We start from the raw sequence: 18,390 nt of genomic DNA, 5'->3' as shown, positions 1-18,390 counted from the left end.
CCCGCCTTCCGGTCCGTGCTCGCCCCGCGGTCCGCGCTCGGGCCCGCGCCCGTGCTCCGGTCCACGCCCGTGCCCCGCCCGGCGTCCGGTGGCTGGGCGACCCCCTCCGCCTTCCGGGCCGCCGGACGGGACTTGAACATCCCGAGCATCCGGTCGGTCACCAGGAAGCCGCCGACGACGTTGATCATGCCGAAGGTGATCGCGATCACCAGGACGGCGGAGTCCAGTACGGACGGGTTCCGCAGCTCGCCGAGCACGGTGAGGCCGCCGAGCAGCACGATGCCGTGGATGGCGTTGGTGCCGGACATCAGCGGGGTGTGCAGGGTGTTCGGCACCTTCGAGATGACGGCGAAGCCGACGAACCCGGCCAGGACCAGGATCGCGATGTTCGCCAGCAGGCTGCCCGACTCCATCAGGACTCCCCTCGTGTGACGCAGGACGCGGCAAGGACCTCGTCCGAGAAGTCCGGTGCGACGGCACCGTCCTCGTCGAGGATCAGCCCCAGCAGCGCCGCGACGTTGCGCGCGTACAGCTCCGAGGCGTGCTCCGGCATGGTCGCCGGCAGGTTGAGCGGGGCGGCGATGGTGACGTCGTGCCTGACGACGCTCTCGCCGGGCTCGGTCAGCGCGCAGTTCCCGCCGCTCTCGCCCGCCAGGTCGACGACCACGCTGCCGGGGCGCATGCCCTTCACGGCCTCCGCGGTGACGAGGGTCGGCGCCTTGCGGCCCGGCACCAGCGCCGTGGTGATCACGACGTCGAAGCCGGTGATGGCACGCTCCAGGCGGCGCTGCTGCTCGGCCCGTTCGTCGCCGGTCAGCTCGCGGGCGTAGCCGCCCTCGCCGGCCGCCTCGATGCCGAGGTCGAGCCACTGGGCGCCCAGCGACCGCACCTGCTCGGCGACTTCGGGGCGCACGTCGTAGCCGGTGGTGCGGGCGCCCAGGCGCTTGGCGGTGGCGAGCGCCTGGAGGCCGGCCACGCCGACGCCCAGCACCAGGACGGTCGCGGGCTTCACGGTGCCGGCCGCGGTGGTCAGCATCGGGAAGAACCGGGTGGAGCGCTCCGCCGCGAGCAGCACGGACTTGTAGCCGGCGACGTTCGCCTGCGACGACAGGGCGTCCATGGACTGCGCGCGGGAGATCCGCGGCACGGACTCCATGGCGAAGCCCAGGACGCCGGCGGCGCGCAGGGCCTCGACGGCCGCGGGGTCGACCAGTGGGGCGAGGAAGCCGACGAGGGCGGCGCCGGAGCGCAGCCGGGCGGTCTCCTCCGCGGTCGGCGGGGCGACCTTCACCACCACGTCGCACGCCCAGGGGTCGCCTATGGTGGCGCCCGCGGCGGCGAACATCTCGTCGGGGATCAGGGCGCCGAGTCCGGCCCCGGGCTCCACGACCACCGCTCCGCACGAGCCGCGGAGCCGTTCGATGACTTTCGGCACGAGGGCGACCCGGCGCTCGCCGGCTCCCCTCTCCCGGGGCACCCCCACGGTCGCGCCCGCGGGGCGCCGGGCGGTCTCAGCGCTCATGGACACATCCTTGCGATCGCACTGCCGTACCTCCAACGTCGGAACCGAATGCCGTTGCCTGTACCGCGTGCCGCGCACGGGCGGGGCACGCGCGCCCCGTGCACACCGCGCCGTCCGGCGGGGGACGGCGGCGCCGGTCCCCGCCGGTGCGCGGGCGCCGCGCAGCAGGCTATGCGCCCCGGGCCCGGCACGGCGGGCACATGACGTGCTCCGGCCAGGTCCGGGCGGTCGACGGCCTCCGGGGCCCTGGGCTTCCGGGCGGGTTCGCAGGGGCTTGGGCGGTTTCGGTCCGGCCGGTCCGGCCCGCCGCACGCCCCTTGACAAGCGGCGAGCGACAGCGGCAGGCTTTCCGTACAGCAAAATTATACTTCCGATATACGGAAGGAGCGCCGCCCGCTCATGGCACCGCCTCCCTCGGACCCCACGCCGTCCCCCTCCGATCCCGCGCAGCCGGCAGGCGCGTCCGGCACCCCTTCCGCGGACCGCACCGGCCCCGGCTCCCTCACGAGCCACCGCTACGACGTGAACCTCTCCATTCTGTTCACGGAGCTGCCCCTCCTGGAGCGCCCGGCCGCCGCCGCGGCCGCGGGGTTCGGCGCGGTCGAGCTGTGGTGGCCCTGGGTCGAGACGCCCACGCCCGAGAAGTCCGAGCTGGACGCCGTGCGGCGCGCCATCGAGGACGCGGGGGTGTGGCTGGTGGGGCTGAACTTCTACGCCGGGCAGCTCCCCGGCCCCGACCGCGGCGCGCTGTCGATCCCCGGCGCCGAGTCGGAGAAGTTCCGCGCCAACGTGGACGTGGCCGCCGACTTCGCCGCCTCGCTCGGCTGCCGCGCGCTGAACGCGCTGTACGGCAACCGCGTCGACGGCGTGCACCCGGCGGAGCAGGACGCCCTGGCGCTGGAGAACCTGCGGATCGCCGCCCGGGCAGCCGACCGCATCGGCGCCACCCTGCTGATCGAGGCCCTCAACCGCCCCGAGTCGCCGCGCTGCCCGATCGTCAGCGCGCCGAAGGCCATCGAGGTCGTGGACCGGGTGAACGAGCTGTCCGGCCTGGACAACGCCCGCTTCCTGATGGATCTGTACCACCTCTCCATGAACGGTGAGGACCTGCCCGCGGTCATCGACCGGTACACGGACCGCACGGCCCACGTGCAGATCGCGGACAACCCCGGCCGCGGCGCGCCCGGCACCGGCTCCCTGCCGCTCGACGACCTGCTCGGGCGGCTCCGCAAGGCCGGCTACGACGGCTGGATCGGGCTGGAGTACAAGCCCGGGGACCGGCCGAGCGCGGAGGCGTTCGACTGGCTGCCCGGCAAGGCCCGGGCGGCACGCTGACGCCACCGCGCCGGCGGCCCGCACCGCCGGCCCACGGCGCTCCCACACGCAGCAACGCATCCGGAGAGGCACCCTCATGACCACCAGCAGCACTCCCGACCCGAACACTTCCTCCGTCGGCGCCGCCCTGCCCCGCGTCGCCTGGATCGGTCTCGGCATCATGGGCTCGCCGATGTCGGAGAACCTGATCAAGGCCGGCTACCCGGTCACCGGATTCACCCTGGAGCCCGAGAAACTGGAGCGGCTCGCCGCCGCGGGCGGCACGGCGGCGGCCTCGATCGCTGAAGCGGTCCGCGAGGCGGACGTGATCATCACGATGGTGCCCGCCTCCCCGCAGGTCGAGGCGGTCGCGTACGGCCCTGACGGCATCCTGGAGAACGCCCGCGACGGCGCCCTGCTGATCGACATGTCCTCGATCACCCCGGGCACGTCGATCGACCTGGCCGCCGCCGCGCGCGAGAAGGGCGTCCGCGTGCTGGACGCCCCGGTCTCCGGGGGCGAGGCCGGCGCGATCGAGGCGGTGCTCTCCATCATGGTCGGCGGCGAGGCGGCCGACTTCGACGCCGCGAAGCCGATCTTCGACGTGCTCGGCAAGACCATCGTGCTCTGCGGGCCGCACGGCTCCGGCCAGACCGTGAAGGCCGCCAACCAGCTCATCGTCGCCGTCAACATCGAGGCCTGCGCGGAGGCCGTGGTGTTCCTGGAGAAGTCCGGGGTGGACCTTCAGGCCGCGCTCGACGTGCTCGGCGGGGGCCTGGCCGGCTCCACGGTGCTGGCCCGCAAGCGGGGCAACTTCCTGAACCGGGACTTCAAGCCGGGCTTCCGCATCGAGCTGCACCACAAGGACATGGGCATCGTCACGGACGCGGCGCGTGCCGTCGGCGCCGTGCTGCCCACCGGTTCCGTCGTCGCCCAGCTCGTCGCCTCGCTGCGGGCGCAGGGCGACGGCGGTCTTGACCACTCCGCGCTGCTGCGCGCGGTGGAACGGCTCTCCGGCAACGAGGTCTGAGGTCTCCTCACCTCCCTTGACCCCGGGCCGTGGCGGCGCTGACACCTGCCCTGTCGCGCCCATGCGCCGCCACGGCCCGGCCCAGCGCCCCCTTGGGGGGCGCCGTTTGACGCCGGGTCCACCCCGGCCTGCGCAGGGGCGCGCGGTGGGGGTACCTCCCACGCCCTTCAGGCAGTGGGGGAGCGCCCGGCCACAACGCGACCTTGCAGGTCGCCACCGGCCCAAAGGGGCAGTCTCTGCCGTCTCCGGACCACCGGCCGGTGTGGTTGCTCGCGCAGTTCCCCGCGCCCCTGGGTGGGCCGGGGCAGGGCCGGCCGGCCCCGCGCCCCTGGGTGGGCCCGGGTAGATCCGACCGTCCAAGGCCCGATCGTCCTCGCGCCCCATGAGAGGGCCGGGGCGCAGCCCCGCGTTCGCCTCGGCCCAAATGGGGCCCGCGTACCCGGACGTTGGTGGAGGTTTCCCCTCCGTTTCCCCTGGGCGCCGTGGACAGTTCTCGATCACATGGCGAGACTGACGCCGCTTCCCCCCGCACCGACGACGTCCCGGCACGCAAGAAAGAGCAGGTCCGTTCATGACCGCCATCAACCGCAGACGCTTCATGCAGCTTGCGGGCGGCACCGCCGGCGCGACCGCGCTGACGTCGCTGTCCGCCAGCATCGCCCGTGCCGCGGACATCCCCGCGAACCGCCGCACGGGCTCGATCCGGGACGTCGAGCACGTCGTCGTCCTGATGCAGGAGAACCGCTCCTTCGACCACTACTTCGGCACCCTGCGCGGCGTGCGCGGCTTCGGTGACCCGCGGCCCGTGACGCTGCCCAGCGGCAAGCCGGTCTGGTACCAGTCGGACGGCTCGAAGGACGTGCTGCCGTTCCGGCCCGACGCGGACAACCTGGGCCTCCAGTTCATCCAGGACCTGGCGCACGGCTGGAACGACACCCACGCCGCCGTCAACCAGGGCAAGTACGACAAGTGGATACCGGCGAAGTCCTCCACCACGATGGCCTACCTGACCCGTGAGGACATCCCCTTCCACTACGCGCTCGCGGACTCCTTCACCATCTGCGACTCGTACCACTGCTCGTTCCTCGGCTCGACCGACCCGAACCGCTACTACATGTGGACGGGTTACACCGGCAACGACGGCAAGGGCGGCGGCCCGGTCCTCGGCAACGACGAGGCCGGCTACTCCTGGACCACGTACCCCGAGCGCCTGGAGCAGGCCGGGGTCTCCTGGAAGATCTACCAGGACATCGGCGACGGCCTCGACGCGGCCGGCTCCTGGGGCTGGATCGAGGACGCCTACCGCGGCAACTACGGCGACAACTCGCTGCTCTACTTCGACCAGTACCGCAATGCCGCCCCCGGCGACCCGCTCTACGACAAGGCGCGCACCGGCACGAACGCCAGGGCGGGCGACGGCCTCTTCGACGTCCTGAAGGCGGACGTGAAGGCCGGCAAGCTGCCGCAGGTCTCCTGGATCGCCGCGCCCGAGGCGTTCACCGAGCACCCCAACTGGCCCGCGAACTACGGTGCCTGGTACGTCTCCCAGGTCCTCGACGCGCTGACGTCCGACCCGGACGTGTGGTCCAAGACCGTGCTGCTCCTCACCTACGACGAGAACGACGGCTTCTTCGACCACGTCGTCCCGCCGTACCCGGCGGCCTCCAAGGACCAGGGCGGCTCGACGGTGGACGTCGGCCCCGACGTCTACACGCCCACGGGCTCCAGCACCAGCGTCGCCGGCACCTACGGCCTCGGGCAGCGCGTGCCGATGCTGGTCGTCTCGCCGTGGAGCAAGGGCGGCCGGGTCTGCTCCGAGGTGTTCGACCACACCTCGATCATCCGGTTCATCGAGAAGCGCTTCGGGGTGCACGAGCCGAACGTGTCGCCCTGGCGCCGCACCGTCTGCGGCGACCTGACCTCCGCGTTCGACTTCTCGGGCAAGGACACCCGCTTCCCCGCCCTGCCGGCCACCGACGGCTACCAGCCGCCGGACGGCGACCGGCACGACGACTACGTGCCCACGCCGCCCGCCGACCCGGCGCTGCCCCGCCAGGAGCGCGGCCTGCGCCCCGCCCTGCCGCTGCCCTACGACCTCGCGGCGGACGCCGGCGCGCAGGCGGCGGACACGCTGCGCATCGACTTCGCCAGCCACGGCGAGGCGGGCGCGCAGTTCTACGTGACCTCCACGGCCCTCACCGGCGGCCCCTGGACGTACACCGTGGACGCGGGCAAGAAGCTCTCCGGGGGCCTGCACATCGCGGCCGCGGACGGCGCGTACGACGCGTCGGTGCACGGCCCGAACGGCTTCGTGCGCCAGTTCGCCGGCCACGCCGGCCAGGGCCCCGAGGTGACCGCGCGGCACACGAAGCACGGCCAGGTGGAGCTGGAGCTGACCAACCACGGCACGGCCACCGTGAAGCTGACCGTCCGGGACGGCTACGGCAAGGAGCACCCGGCCTCGTACCAGCTGCGGCCCGGCGCGAGCGCCGTGCACACGGCGCGTACGAGCAGCGTGCACGGCTGGTACGACCTGTCGGTGACCTCCAGCCGCGACGACGCCTTCCTGCGGCGCCTCGCGGGCCACGTGGAGACGGGCGAGGTCAGCACGAGCGACCCGGCGATCGGCACCGTCTGACGGCACGGGCTGATCCCGGCGGCCGGTCCGGCACCGTCTGACCGGCACGGGCTGATCCCCGCGGCCGGTCCGGCACCGTCTGACCGCCGCCGCAGCACCCCGGTCCACGCGGGCGCACCACGCGCGCGGGACCGCGCACGGGCCCGGCCCTCCGGCACGCAGCCGGCGGGCCGGGCCCGTCGCGTTCCGCCCCGGCGCCCGTGCACCGGGCGCCGGCCCCGGTCCGGCCCGCCGCACATCGGGCCGGACCGGGACGCCTCCGGCCGGTCACCGGCCGCGCGCCGGCCGTCCGCCGTCCGCCGGCGAACCATGCGCCGGCGCGTGCCGGGTGCCGGCGCGTCAGGCCATCAAGCATCCGCCCTTCACGCGTCAGGCCATCAGGCATCAGGCCACGCGTCGGCCTTCACCCGTCAGGCCTTCAGCGGCTTGATCGAGGTCGGCGCGTGCCAGGGCTCGGTGGCGATCTCCTCGAACTCCACGACGTTGCCGATGTCGTTGGTGCCGCTCATGGAGATGTTGGTGATCCGCTCCAGGATCGCCTCCACGACCACCGGCACCCGGTACTCCTCGGCGAGCTTGGCGGCCTCCTCGAACGCGGCGGCCAGCTCGCTCGGGTCGGTGACCCGCAGGGCCTTGCAGCCGAGCCCCTCGACGACCTTCACGTGGTCGACGCCGTAGACGCCCAGCTCGGGCGAGTTGATGTTGCGGAACTCCAGGTTGACCTGGAAGTCCATGTCGAACCCGCGCTGCGCCTGGCGGATCAGGCCGAGGTAGGAGTTGTTCACCAGGACGTGGACGTACGGGATCCGGTGCTGCGCGCCGACGGCCAGCTCCTCCAGCAGGAACTGGAAGTCGTAGTCGCCGGAGAGCGCCACGACGGGGTTGTCCGGATCGGCCACGGCGACGCCGAGCGCGGCCGGCACGGTCCAGCCGAGCGGGCCGGCCTGGCCGCAGTTGATCCAGTGCCGGGGCCGGAAGACGTGTAGCATCTGGGCGCCGGCGATCTGCGAGAGGCCGATGGTGGAGACGTAGCGGGTCTCGGGTCCGAAGGCCTTGTTCATCTCCTCGTAGACACGCTGCGGCTTGATGGGGATGTCGTCGAAGTGGGTGCGGCGCTGGAGCCGGGCCCGGCGCTCCTGGACCCCCTCGGCCCACTCGGAGCGGTCCGGCAGCCGCCCGGCGTCCCTCAGCTCCCGGGCGACCTGGACGAACAGCTCCAGGGCCGCGCCGGCGTCCGAGGCGATGCCCAGGTCGGGGGCGAAGATCCTGCCGAGCTGCGTGGGCTCGATGTCGACGTGCACGAAGGTGCGTCCCGCGGTGTAGACGTCGAGCTTGCCGGTGTGCCGGTTGGCCCAGCGGTTGCCGATGCCGAGCACGAAGTCCGACTGGAGGAAGGTGGCGTTGCCGTAGCGGTGCGAAGTCTGCAGGCCGACCATGCCGGCGTTCAGCTCGTGGTCGTCCGGGATGGCGCCCCAGCCCATCAGGGTCGGCACCACGGGCACCCCGGTCAGCTCGGCGAACTCCACGAGCAGTTCCGCGGCGTCGGCGTTGATGACGCCGCCGCCGGCGACGATCAGCGGTCGCTCGGAGGCGTTCAGCAGCGCGAGTGCCTTCTCGATCTGGGCGCGGGACGCGGCGGGCTTGTAGACGGGCAGCGGCTGGTAGGTGTCCGGGTCGAACTCGATCTCGGTCTGCTGGACGTCCAGCGGCAGGTCGACGAGGACCGGCCCGGGCCGCCCTGAGCGCATCAGGTGGAATGCCTGCTGGAAGACGCCGGGGACCTGCGCGGCCTCCAGCACGGTGACGGCCATCTTGGTCACCGGGGCGGCGATCGAGGCGATGTCGACGGCCTGGAAGTCCTCCTTGTGGATCACCGCGGTGGGGGCCTGCCCGGTGATGCAGAGGATCGGAATGGAGTCGCCGCTCGCCGAGTACAGGCCGGTGAGCATGTCCGTGCCGGCCGGGCCCGAGGTGCCGATGCACACCCCGATGTTGCCGGGGCGGGTGCGGGTGTAGCCCTCGGCCATGTGCGAGGCGCCCTCGACGTGCCGGGCCAGCGTGTGCTGGATCCCGCCGGCGGCCCTGAGCTGTGCGTAGAAGGGGTTGATCGCGGCGCCCGGCACGCCGAAGGCCTGGCTGACGCCCTCGCGCTTCAGGATCTCGACTGCCGCACGGGCAGCGGTCATACGGGCCATGTTCTGCTCCTGCTTCGGCTGTTGGCTTCGCCGCTCCCGTCGCGCCCCGCGGTGAGCAACTTTTTATATTCCGCATTACGGAAGTTAGATTCTGTTATATGGAAGCTACGGGAGCAATGTAGAAGGGGCCGGAAGCAGCGTCAAGAACGGCACGGGCACGTGAGCCGCACCACAGAAGGGGAGTGACCCCCGCGAGATATGGACGCCACGTTCATATTCGTGCTTATATGAACGTGGCGTCCACAAGAGGTCTGGGGAGGACCCCGGAACGCACCAGGGCGCCTCGAACCGAAGCGACCGACAAGGCCGAAGGGACCGAAGGGGCCCACAGGCCGGAAGGACGGAGTCATGGCCATCGCGGAGAGCGCCACGGAGAACACCACCCAGGGCAGCCCGTCGTCACGCGTCGCCGTCGTCACCGGAGGCTCCGGCGGCATCGGCAGGGTGGTCGCCGAGCGGCTCGCGGCCGACGGGATGACGGTGGTGATCGGCTACGCGGGCAACCCTGACCGGGCCGAGAAGACCGTCGCCGCGATCAACGAGGCGGGCGGCACCGCCGAGGCCCTCAAGGCGGACGTGGCCGACGAGGCCGAGGTCACCGCGGTGTTCGACCACGTCGAGGAGGCCTTCGGCGGGATCGACGTGGTGGTCCACACAGCGGGCATCATGCTGCTGTCGCCCCTGGTCGAGCTGGACTTCGCCGACTTCGACCGGATGCACCGCACCAACGTGCGCGGCACCTTCGTGGTCACCCAGCAGGCCGCGCGCCGGCTGCGCCGCGGCGGCGCGCTGATCAACTTCTCCACCAGCGTCGCCAAGCTCGCGCTGCCCGGCTACACCGCCTACGCGGCCACCAAGGGCGCGGTGGACGCCATGACGATGATCCTCGCCAAGGAGCTGCGCGGCCGGGACATCACCGTCAACGCCGTCGCCCCGGGCCCCACGGCCACCCCGCTGTTCCTGGAGGGCAAGGACCAGCAGGTCATCGACCGGCTGGCCGGCGTCCCGCCGCTGGAGCGCCTCGGCTACCCCGAGGACATCGCCGCCGCCGTCTCCTTCCTCGCCGGCCCTGCCCGCTGGGTCAACGGCCAGGTCCTCTACGTCAACGGCGGCGCCGCCTGACGTGCACCCGGCATCATGGTGAGCCGGCCGCGCCCGCTCCCCCCGGGGGTCGGCGGCCGCGCCCACGGCCGCCACGCACACCGAGAGGATCCCAGCCTTGGCACCGACCCCGGACGGCTCCGGCGCGTCCCCGGCACCGAACGGCTCCGGCACCGCACCCGCCTCCCCGGCCCCCGGGGGAGCCCGCAGGGGCCGTGGCCGGCGGCCCGCCGACGAGGTACGCGGCGACATCCTCCGGGCGGCCGGCGCCCTGCTGCTCGACGGGGGCATGGCCACCTTCACGATCGAACGGGTGGCCCAGGTCGCGGGGGCCAGCAAGACCACCATCTACAAGTGGTGGCCTTCGAAGGGCGCCCTGGCCCTGGACGGCTACATGCGCGCCGTCGAGGAGACCCTCGCCTTCCCCGACACCGGTGACGTCGTCGCGGACCTGAGCACGCAGCTCAACGCGTTCGTCAACCTGATCGGCCGCACCCCCGCGGGCCGGGTGCTCGCCGAACTCATCGGCCAGGCCCAGACCGACCCCGACCTGGCGGCAGCGTTCCGCGACCGTTACTCGTCACACCGCAGGCGACTGGCGTTCGACGTGCTGGAGCGCGCCCAGCGGCGCGGCCAGATCCGCCCGGACGCGGACCCGCGGGTCGTGATCGACCAGCTCTGGGGGGCCTGCTACCACCGGCTGCTGATCCCCGACGAGCCGATCACCGAGGAGTTCGGCGACGCCCTCATCGACAACCTCGTGCGCGGGCTGCTCACCGCCCCGGTGCGGGCGGAGCACGGGGACTCGGGCCGGAGTGAGCCGGGCCGGCCGCGGTGAGCCCCGCGGCTACGGCAGCCAGCCGCGCGTGGCCAGTTCCTCGCGGAACCGTCCGTAGGAGTCGTCCAGCGCGGCGCTCTCCTCGCGGCGCGGCTCGACGAGGCGGCCGGGGCCGGTCATCTCGCCTGCGGCGGTGGTGAGGTCGGGGTGCAGGGTGCCGGCGGCGGCGAGCAGCGCGGCGCCGAAGGCGGTCTCCGCGCGCTCCACGACGCGCAGGGGGCGGTCGAGGACGGTGGCGCGGATCCGGTTCCACAGCGGGCTGCGGCTGCCGCCGCCCGCGGCGTGCAGCGGGCCCGTCACCTCGGCGCCCAGGTCCCGTACCCGCTCCAGGGCGAGCCGTTCCACGAAGGCCACGCCCTCCAGGACGGCGCGGTGCCGGTCGGCGCCGTCCTCCGGCGGGCCGGTGCGGAAGCCGCGGGCCGCGCCGGCGACGAACGGGAAGCGCTCGCCCTCGCGGCGCAGCGGGTAGCACACGTGCGACGCGGGCCCGCGCGCCTCGGCGGCCTCGTCGAGCGCGGCCAGCCGCCGGGCGCGGTCCGCGGCGGGCTGATCCGCGGCCTGAGCCGCGAGCGCCTCGCCACCCGTGTTGGACGCGCCGCCCGGCAGCCACCAGCCGTCCGGGTGCCGGTGGCTGTAGAGCGCGCCCGCAGGGTCGGTGACCAGGTCCCTGGCCACCCCCTTGAGGACGTACGTCGTCCCGAGCACGCCCACGAACTGGCCAGGCGCCACCGCACCGGTGGCCAGCTGGCCCGCGCAGCCGTCCGTCATGCCGAGCCTGACCCGGCAGCCCGCGGGCAGCCCGGTCTCGGCCGCCGTCTGCGGGCTCACGGTGCCCACCTGCGAGCCGGGCGGCTGCACCCGGGGCAGCAGGCCGGGCGGCACGCCGAGCGCGTCGAACACCTCGTGGGCCCATTCGCCGGCGAGCGGGTCGTATCCCGTCTTGAGGGTGTGGCTCCAGTCGGCGGCGACCGGGCCGCCCGTGAGGTGGTGGCCGAGCACCTCGGGGGTGTGGAGGACGTGGCGGGTGTCCGGGTGGTTCCGGACGCACCAGACCAGGCGGCCGAGGGCGGCGGTGGGGCCGACGGTCAGCCCGAGCGAGCGCCATCGGTCCCCGCCCAGCTCCTGGGCGCGGGCATTGACGTCAGCGGCACGCCGGTCGTCGTACATCAGCGCCGGGCCCAGCGGGGTGCCGTCGGCGTCGGCGGCGACCAGCGTGCCCGAGGTGGCGGACACGGCGACGGCCACCACCTCCCGGCCGCGGCCCGGCAGCGCGGCCGTGGCCTGCCGCAGCGCCTGCGCGGTCGCGGGCCACCAGCTCCGCGCGTCCTGCTCGCTGCGCCCGCCCGGGCCGCGTACCGGGTCCGGCAGCGGGGCACCGCCCTCCGCCAGCACCTCGCCGCGGGCGCCGGCGCACACCACGCGTACCGCGGCGGTGGCGACGTCGATGCCGGCCACCACGGGCACCAGGGGCCGCCCGCCCGCCTCACCACCGCCCGTATGGAACATCATGGCTGTGAAATTAACACGTCCCCTTGAGAGTTCCGGCCGGAGCGGGCGGGATCGGTCCGGCGGGAGCGGGCCGGTGGGAGCGGGCCGGTGGGAGCGGGCCGGTGGGAGCGGGCCGGATCAGGAGAGGTCCGCCACGCGTACGTCGGTGTGCTCGCGCAACTCGGCGAGGAGTTCGCCGCCGATGCCGCCGTCCACCACGAGGTGGTCGAAGTCGCCGACCGGCGCGAGCCTGTGCAGCGCGGCCCTGGCCAGCTTGGTGCGGTCCATGAGCAGCGCCTTCCTGGTGCCGGAGGCCAGCATGGCGCGCTTGACGAGGACCACGTCCTGCTCCTGGTGGTACGTCATGCGGGCGTCCATGGCCGAGGTGGAGACCAGCACCATGTCGACCGAGAGCGCCTCGACGGCCTCCACGCACGGCACCCCGAGGAAGGAGTCGTGGGTGTGGGAGTACTCGCCGCCGAGCGCGATCAGCCGGATCCCGTCGCGGCCGGCGAAGACGTCCACCACCCTGCGGGCGTTGGTGACCACGGTCAACGGGGTCTGCTCGACCAGCAGCCTGGCCAGGGCCAGCGCGGTGCTGGAGTCGTCTAGCATCACCGACATGCCGGGCTCCACCAGGTCGGCGGCGGCCAGCGCGATGGCCTCCTTCTCGGCGACGTTCACCCCGAGCCGGTAGTCCAGGTTGCTCTCGAAGACGGTGGACGGCAGTGCGGACACGCCGCCGCGGAAGCGCCGCAGCACCCCGCGCCTGGCCAGCTCGTCCAGGTCGCGGTGGACCGTCATCACGCTCACGCCGGTCAGCTCCGAGAGCTCGGCGACCGTCGCGGTGCCGTGCGCCAGCACGTGCTCGGTGATCAGCTGCCTGCGCGCGTCCTGGGGGCGGGCAGACCCGCTCGCCGTACCGGTCGTCATGCGCCCAAGTCTGGCTCATGCGCGGGCGGAGTCTCGCGGGCGGTCCCGGTGAGGGGTGCGCGGGGCGCCCCTGGGTCCGGGTCCTCTGGCGGTGTCCCGCCCGGCCCTGCCGCGCGGGTCCCGGCGGGCGGGGCCGAAGGGGCGGGCGAGGTCGGCACGTTGAGGGACAGGAGCGCGGTGTGCTCGCCGGACACCTGGATCTCGGTGACGGCGGCGTTGTCCAGCCGGGGCAGCACCAGGCGGTAGCGGCCGACCGGGATGCCGAGCATGCCGCACAGCGCGATCCGCAGCAGGGTGTTGTGCGCCACCACCAGGACGGTGCCGCCGGGGTGCCGGGCGGCCAGGGCGCGCAGTGCGGCCGTGGCGCGCGCCGCCGCGGCCGACGGCGGCTCGGAGCCGGGGAACGCGCCCGACTCGGCGTCCGCGCGGAACCTGCGCACCGCCTCGGCGTCCTCGGCGGCCATCTCCGCGATGGTGCGGCCCTCGCCCCAGCCGAAGTCCACCTCGCGCAGCTCGGGGACCACCTCAAGGTGGAGCCCGAGCAGGTCGGCGGCGGGCTGCGCGGTGGCCCGGGTGCGGGCGAGCGGGGAGCAGGCCACGGCATCGGCGCCGCGCCGCAGCGCCCACTCGCCGAGCGCGGCGGCCTGGCGCGCCCCGCGGTCCGTCAGGGCGACGTCGGAGATGCCCGCGTAGCGGTTCTCCGCGTGCCACACGGTCTCGCCGTGCCGCACCAGCAGCAGCCGGGCGGGATCCGCCGGCGTCGTGGGCATCCGTGCGCCTCCTCGGGGCATCGCGGGCCGCCCGGGCAGGTGCCGGGGGCCGCAGGGGTGCGGGGCCCGGTCCCGGCGGGGTGTCCCCCGGCGGACACCGGTCCATTGATTCCTCACGTGACGGCTGTTAAATCTATCAAGGGCGGTGATGGCCGGGCACCCGCCCGGCGTTCGGGCAGGCCCCACCGTCCGCGCCGCCCTCCGACGTCCGTGCCGCTCCCGACCGTCCCCCTGTCCTCGCCGCCTCCGCCGTCCGCGCGGTCCGCGCCCCCGCACCCGTACGAAGGGCCCCCTCCATGCGTATTCTCGCCGCCGGCGACCACTTCGTCCGCCCGGACCTGATCCGCGCGGCGCTCGACGAGGAACTCTCCGCGGACGGCACCCGGGTCGACGTCGCGGAGCTGGTCCTGCCCTGGCCGCACGAGCCGTTCGGACCGGTCGGCGGGGTGCAGGAGGCCAGCGGCACCGAGGACCGGCTCATCGACGCGCTGGGCGACGCCGAGGTGTGCGTGACGCAGATGGCGCCGTTCACCGCCCGGGTCTTCGCGGCCCGGCCCGCCCTGCGGATGGTCGCCGTCTGCCGGGGCGGCCCCGTCAACGTGGACCTGGACGCGGCCACCCGGCACGGCGTGGCCGTCAGCTTCGCGCCGGGCCGCAACGCCCCGGCCGCCGCGGAGTTCGCCGTCGGCCTGATGCTGGCCGCGCTGCGCCGCATCCCCACCGCGGACGCGGAGCTGAAACGGGGCCGCTGGCGCGGCGACTTCTACGCCTACGACGAGAGTGGCAGCGAGCTGGACGGCGCCACGGTCGGCCTCGTCGGCTACGGCGCCATCGGCCGGATCGTCGCCCGGGTGCTGCGCGCCTTCGGGGCACACGTGCTGGCCGCCGACCCGTACGCGGATCCCCAGGCGGTGCGCGCGGACGGCGTGGAGCCGGTCGAGCTGGACGACCTGATGCGGCGCAGCAGCGTCGTCAGCCTGCACGCGCGGCTCACCCCCGAGACCCGCCACCTCATCGACGCCGAGCGTCTCGCGCTGCTGCCCCACGGCGCGGTACTGGTGAACTCGGCGCGCGGCGCGCTCCTCGACCACGCCCCGCTGCCGGATCTCCTCGCGTCCGGCAGGCTCCGGGCCCTGGCCCTGGACGTGTACGACGTCGAGCCGCCGCCGGCCGACTGGCCCCTGGGCGCCGCGCCGAACGTCGTCACCGCCCCGCACCTCGCGGGCGCCACCCGGCAGACGGCGCACCGCGCGGCCGCCATCACCGCCGGCGAGGTGGGCCGCTTCCTGCGCGGCGAGAAGCTGGCGCACCCCGCCAACCCCGAGGTGGCGGGAGGCCCGGCGGCATGACCGCGGCCACTGCCCGCGCCCCCTACATCGGGGTCGACATCGGCACCTCCGTGACCAAGGCGGTGGCCTACGGCCCCGACGACACCCCGCTCGCCGCCGCGTCCCGGGCCAGCCGGCTCGACCGCGGGCCCGGCGGGCGGGTCGAGCAGGACCCCGAGGACGTGCTGCGCACGGCCGCCGAGGTGGTGCGCGAGACCGTGGCCGCGCTGGACGTGCCGCCGGCCGCGCTGGCCCTCACCGGGCAGGGCGACGGGCTGTGGCTGCGGGACGAGCGGGGCCGGCCGGTGCGCCCGGCGATGTCGTGGATGGACGGCAGGGCCGCCGGCATCGTCACCGGCTGGCTCGCCGACGGCACCGTGCAGGAGGTGTACGCGCACACCGGCTCCGGGATGTTCCCCGGCTGCCACGCCCCGCTGCTCGCCTGGCTGCAACGCAGCGAGCCCGACGTGCTGGAGCGGGCCGCCACCGCCGGGTACTGCGTGGACACCGTCGCCGAGCGGCTGACGGGGCAGGTCTGCGTGGACGCCTCAGACGCCACGCTGCCGTTCCTCGACCCGGTGCGCCGCGCCTACGCGCCCGAGGCGCTGGCGGCCTGCGGCCTCGCGGACCAGGCGCGGCTGCTGAAGCCGCCCGCGCCGCCCGGCACCGTCCTCGCGCTGGACGCGGCGGGCGCCGGGCTCCTCGGCCTGCCGGAGGGGCTGCCGGTCACGGCGGGCCCGTACGACCTGCCGGCCTGCGCCATCGGCAGCGGGGTGTCCGAGGTGGGCGACGGGCTGCTGATCGTCGGCACCACCCTCGCCTGCCAGGTGCTCACCGACCGGGCGGAGATCGACCCGGCCGCGGAGCCGGCGGGGATGTGGCTGTGCCTGCCCGAGGAGGGACGCTGGCTGCGCGCGATGCCGGCGATGGTCGGAACGGCGGCCCTGGAGTGGGTCCTCGCGCTCACCGGCGCGGGCACCGGCGACCTCGACTCGCTCCTCGCGGCCTCGCCGCCCGGCGCGCGCGGGGTCACCGCGCTGCCGTTCCTCTCCGACGCCGGCGAGCGCGCCCCCTTCGTCGAACCGGCCGCCCGCGGCCGCCTCGACGGGCTGACGCTCGACCACACCCGCGCCGACGCCGTACGCGCGGTCTGCGAGGGCATCGGGTACGCCGGGCGCCACTGCCTGGAGACGGCGGGCCTCAGCGGCGCGCTCGCCGCCTGCGGCGGCGGGGTGCGCTCGGACACCTGGGCGCAGCTCTTCGCCGACGTGCTCGGCAGGCCGGTGCGCATCCCGCGCGAGCCGGAGGTGGGCGCCCTGGGCGCGGTCATGGTCGCCCGCCGCGCCCTCGGGGCCCCGCCCGCGGACCGCTCGGACGACGCCGGGCGCTTCCGGGTCGTGCACCCGCGGGCCGAGACCCGGGACTTCTACGAGGCCGGGTACGCGGCGTACCGGGCGGCGCTGGGGGCGGCGCGGGCGGAGTGGAGCGCCTGACCAGCGCCGTCGGGACGGCCGGGACCCGGCGCGGCCCCGGGACCAGCCCCGGGACCGTGGACGGGGACCTGCCCCGGGCGGCCGCTACATCAAGCCCCCCGCGGGCCCGCGCACAGCCGCGCCGACCAGTTCCTCGATCCGCCGGGCGGGCACGGGAGCGCCGGGGGACTCGAAGAACCGCTGGAGCAGCTCCTCCTGGCCGAGCCCTTCCGGCAGCTCGCCCCCGTAAGGAAAGCAGTACACGGGGGTGTTGGGCTCGCTGCGCCAGCTCCCCGAGAGGTCGCCGATGTCCACCGCGTCGTAGCCGAGGGCGTTCAGCAGCTCCCCCGCCTCGGCCTTCGCGGCGGTGTCGTTCCCGGCGAGGGGCAGCGCGCTGCGGTCGGGGGCGCCGGCCGGCCGGGCCAGGTTCAGCAGGTGCTTGGCGGTGATGCTGTTGAAGGCCTTCACCACCCGTGAGCCGGCCAGATGCCGCTGCACGAGCTCGCTGGAGGTCAACGCGTCGGCATCGAGTTCCGCGATGCTCCCGTCGCGCTGCGGGTAGTAGTTCATGGTGTCGATCACCGTCTTGCCGGAGAGCGCCGTCCGGGGCAGCCGGTCGTAGGCGAACAGCGGGACGGTCACCACGACGATGTCGCCGGCCTCGGCCGCCTCGGCAGGTGTGGCCGCGCGGGCGCGGTCACCGATTTCGGCGACGAGTCCGCGAAGGGTCTCCGGGCCGCGCGAATTGCTGAGAACCGCGTTCCAGCCGGCGCGGGCGGCGAGCCTGGCCAGGTTCCCGCCGATCTGGCCGCTGCCGATGAGTCCGAGTGTCCTGGTCACGTGTCTGCTCCGTTCGGGAGGGCCCCAAGGCGGCATGCGGGCGCGTCCGCGGCGCCCTTCGACGGCACGCGGGCACGGCAGCTCCCGGCACGCGACGATGGATACCGAGTCACCTTGCTGATACTGAGTATCAAGCTAGCTCTCGGGTTTCCTCCCTGCAAGTGAGGACCGTGCGGGCGCTACCATGCGTTCATGGGGACAGCGCGGACCAGGACACGGGACATCGCACGCGGCGCCATCCGGGACGAACTGGCCCAGGTCGCGTTCGACCAGTTCTGCAGCGAGGGCTTCGGCAACGTCACGTTCGACGACCTGGCCGCTGCCGCCGGCGTGTCCCGGAGCACGTATCTGCGCTACTTCGGCAGCAAGGAAGAGGTGGTCCTCAGCGCGTTCGACCCCCTCGGTGAGCGGATGGCCGAAGCCCTACGGGCCCGGCCCGCCGACGAGAGCGACTGGACAGCGCTGCGACGGGCCCTCGATCCGGCCGCCGACCACCTCTCCCGCAGGCCCGCGGACACCATCGAACTGCTCCGGCTCGTACAGGCCACTCCCGCACTCTGCGCCGGGCTGCGCGAGAAGCAGGTCACCTGGCGCCCCGGCCTCACGGACGCACTCGTGCGGCGCTCCGGCGCGGCCGGTTCCTCCGCGCTCACCGCCTCCGTGCGCGTGGCCGCGGCCCTGGACTGCCTGATCATCGCTCTGGAGCACTGGTTCGGCGCCAACGGCCGCGTCGCCCTCACCGCCGTCCTCGACGACGCCTTCACCGCTCTGGCAGCCGGCACCGGCGCCACACCGGGCACAGGCGCCCCGGCCGCCAGGAAGCAACGGCACCGCACCGCCGCGAAGTGACGGCGTGAGGAGCGGCCTCCGCGGCCTGCCACGGCTGGGGAGTGCCGGGCCCGGCGGTGTGTGGGCACGCCG

13 protein-coding genes and 2 pseudogenes are annotated in these 18,390 nt (G+C 74.3%); 8 read left to right on the top strand and 7 right to left on the bottom strand.

Translation table 11 applies throughout. The annotated features are described in order from the left end of the window. Window positions 1-119: 119 nt before the first annotated feature. Window positions 120-413, bottom strand: a pseudogene (locus tag Sm713_RS32375) (NAD(P) transhydrogenase subunit alpha); the annotation flags it as partial. Then, entirely contained in the window at window positions 413-1,522 is a 1,110-nt protein-coding gene (locus Sm713_RS32370) for an NAD(P) transhydrogenase subunit alpha (protein ID WP_212913522.1), read from the bottom strand. The gene Sm713_RS32370 and the pseudogene Sm713_RS32375, both read right to left, overlap by 1 nt. A 399-nt stretch (window positions 1,523-1,921) precedes the next feature. Here Sm713_RS32370 and Sm713_RS32365 point away from each other — a divergent pair, with 399 nt between their 5' ends. The 3 genes from Sm713_RS32365 to Sm713_RS32355 all read left to right on the top strand — a co-directional run bounded on the left by Sm713_RS32365 (window position 1,922) and on the right by Sm713_RS32355 (window position 6,504). Further along, window positions 1,922-2,857, top strand: a complete 936-nt coding sequence (locus tag Sm713_RS32365; RefSeq protein WP_212913521.1) for a TIM barrel protein — start codon at window positions 1,922-1,924, stop codon at window positions 2,855-2,857. Window positions 2,858-2,933: 76 nt separating this feature from the next. Continuing rightward, window positions 2,934-3,866 carry a 2-hydroxy-3-oxopropionate reductase gene (locus Sm713_RS32360; RefSeq protein WP_212913520.1) on the top strand — a complete coding sequence of 311 codons (933 nt, stop codon included), beginning with the start codon at window positions 2,934-2,936 and terminating at the stop codon, window positions 3,864-3,866. A gap of 571 nt (window positions 3,867-4,437) precedes the next feature. Continuing rightward, a complete protein-coding gene (locus tag Sm713_RS32355; protein ID WP_212913519.1) occupies window positions 4,438-6,504 on the top strand; it encodes a phosphocholine-specific phospholipase C in 2,067 nt (688 codons plus the stop codon). A 410-nt stretch (window positions 6,505-6,914) separates the two neighbouring features. On the opposite strand, the gene gcl is transcribed toward Sm713_RS32355, so the two are convergent. After that, window positions 6,915-8,699, bottom strand: coding sequence for a glyoxylate carboligase (gene gcl, locus Sm713_RS32350; protein WP_212913518.1), 1,785 nt, complete (start codon window positions 8,697-8,699; stop codon window positions 6,915-6,917). Between the two features lie 348 nt (window positions 8,700-9,047). Between gcl and Sm713_RS32345 the strand changes: the two genes are divergently transcribed. Together Sm713_RS32345 and Sm713_RS32340 are read left to right on the top strand one after the other, a co-directional pair. Continuing rightward, window positions 9,048-9,821: an SDR family oxidoreductase gene (locus tag Sm713_RS32345; protein ID WP_212913517.1), complete on the top strand. Its 774-nt coding sequence runs from the start codon at window positions 9,048-9,050 to the stop codon at window positions 9,819-9,821. Between the two features lie 97 nt (window positions 9,822-9,918). Then, window positions 9,919-10,638 carry a TetR/AcrR family transcriptional regulator gene (locus tag Sm713_RS32340; RefSeq protein ID WP_212913516.1) on the top strand — a complete coding sequence of 240 codons (720 nt, stop codon included), beginning with the start codon at window positions 9,919-9,921 and terminating at the stop codon, window positions 10,636-10,638. Window positions 10,639-10,647: 9 nt separating this feature from the next. Here the strand turns inward: Sm713_RS32340 and Sm713_RS32335 are convergent, their stop codons facing one another. The 3 genes and pseudogenes from Sm713_RS32335 to Sm713_RS32325 form a co-directional block, all read right to left on the bottom strand. Then, on the bottom strand, window positions 10,648-12,147 hold the full coding sequence (locus Sm713_RS32335) for an FGGY-family carbohydrate kinase (protein ID WP_249416833.1): 1,500 nt from the start codon (window positions 12,145-12,147) through the stop codon (window positions 10,648-10,650). Window positions 12,148-12,264: 117 nt separating this feature from the next. Continuing rightward, window positions 12,265-13,059: a DeoR/GlpR family DNA-binding transcription regulator gene (locus Sm713_RS32330; RefSeq protein WP_212913515.1), complete on the bottom strand. Its 795-nt coding sequence runs from the start codon at window positions 13,057-13,059 to the stop codon at window positions 12,265-12,267. Window positions 13,060-13,163: 104 nt separating this feature from the next. Continuing rightward, window positions 13,164-13,829 (bottom strand): annotated as a pseudogene (locus Sm713_RS32325) (histidine phosphatase family protein); the annotation flags it as partial. Window positions 13,830-14,125: 296 nt separating this feature from the next. Between Sm713_RS32325 and Sm713_RS32320 the strand changes: the two are divergent. Together Sm713_RS32320 and Sm713_RS32315 are read left to right on the top strand one after the other, a co-directional pair. Further along, entirely contained in the window at window positions 14,126-15,178 is a 1,053-nt protein-coding gene (locus tag Sm713_RS32320; protein ID WP_212913513.1) for a 2-hydroxyacid dehydrogenase, read from the top strand. Beyond that, complete coding sequence (locus Sm713_RS32315) at window positions 15,175-16,650, top strand: FGGY-family carbohydrate kinase (RefSeq protein WP_212913512.1); 1,476 nt, start codon at window positions 15,175-15,177, stop codon at window positions 16,648-16,650. Before Sm713_RS32320 ends, Sm713_RS32315 begins: the two co-directional genes overlap by 4 nt. Before the next feature lie 84 nt (window positions 16,651-16,734). Here the strand turns inward: Sm713_RS32315 and Sm713_RS32310 are convergent, their stop codons facing one another. Beyond that, a complete protein-coding gene (locus Sm713_RS32310) occupies window positions 16,735-17,469 on the bottom strand; it encodes an NADPH-dependent F420 reductase (RefSeq protein WP_249416832.1) in 735 nt (244 codons plus the stop codon). A 192-nt stretch (window positions 17,470-17,661) separates the two neighbouring features. Here Sm713_RS32310 and Sm713_RS32305 point away from each other — a divergent pair, with 192 nt between their 5' ends. Then, window positions 17,662-18,318, top strand: a complete 657-nt coding sequence (locus tag Sm713_RS32305; protein ID WP_212913510.1) for a TetR/AcrR family transcriptional regulator — start codon at window positions 17,662-17,664, stop codon at window positions 18,316-18,318. The last annotated feature ends 72 nt before the right edge of the window (window positions 18,319-18,390 follow it).

Source organism: Streptomyces sp. TS71-3 (genome assembly GCF_018327685.1).
Classification (GTDB): Bacteria; Actinomycetota; Actinomycetes; order Streptomycetales; family Streptomycetaceae; genus Streptomyces.
This window is presented reverse-complemented; position numbering and strand designations above follow the sequence as displayed.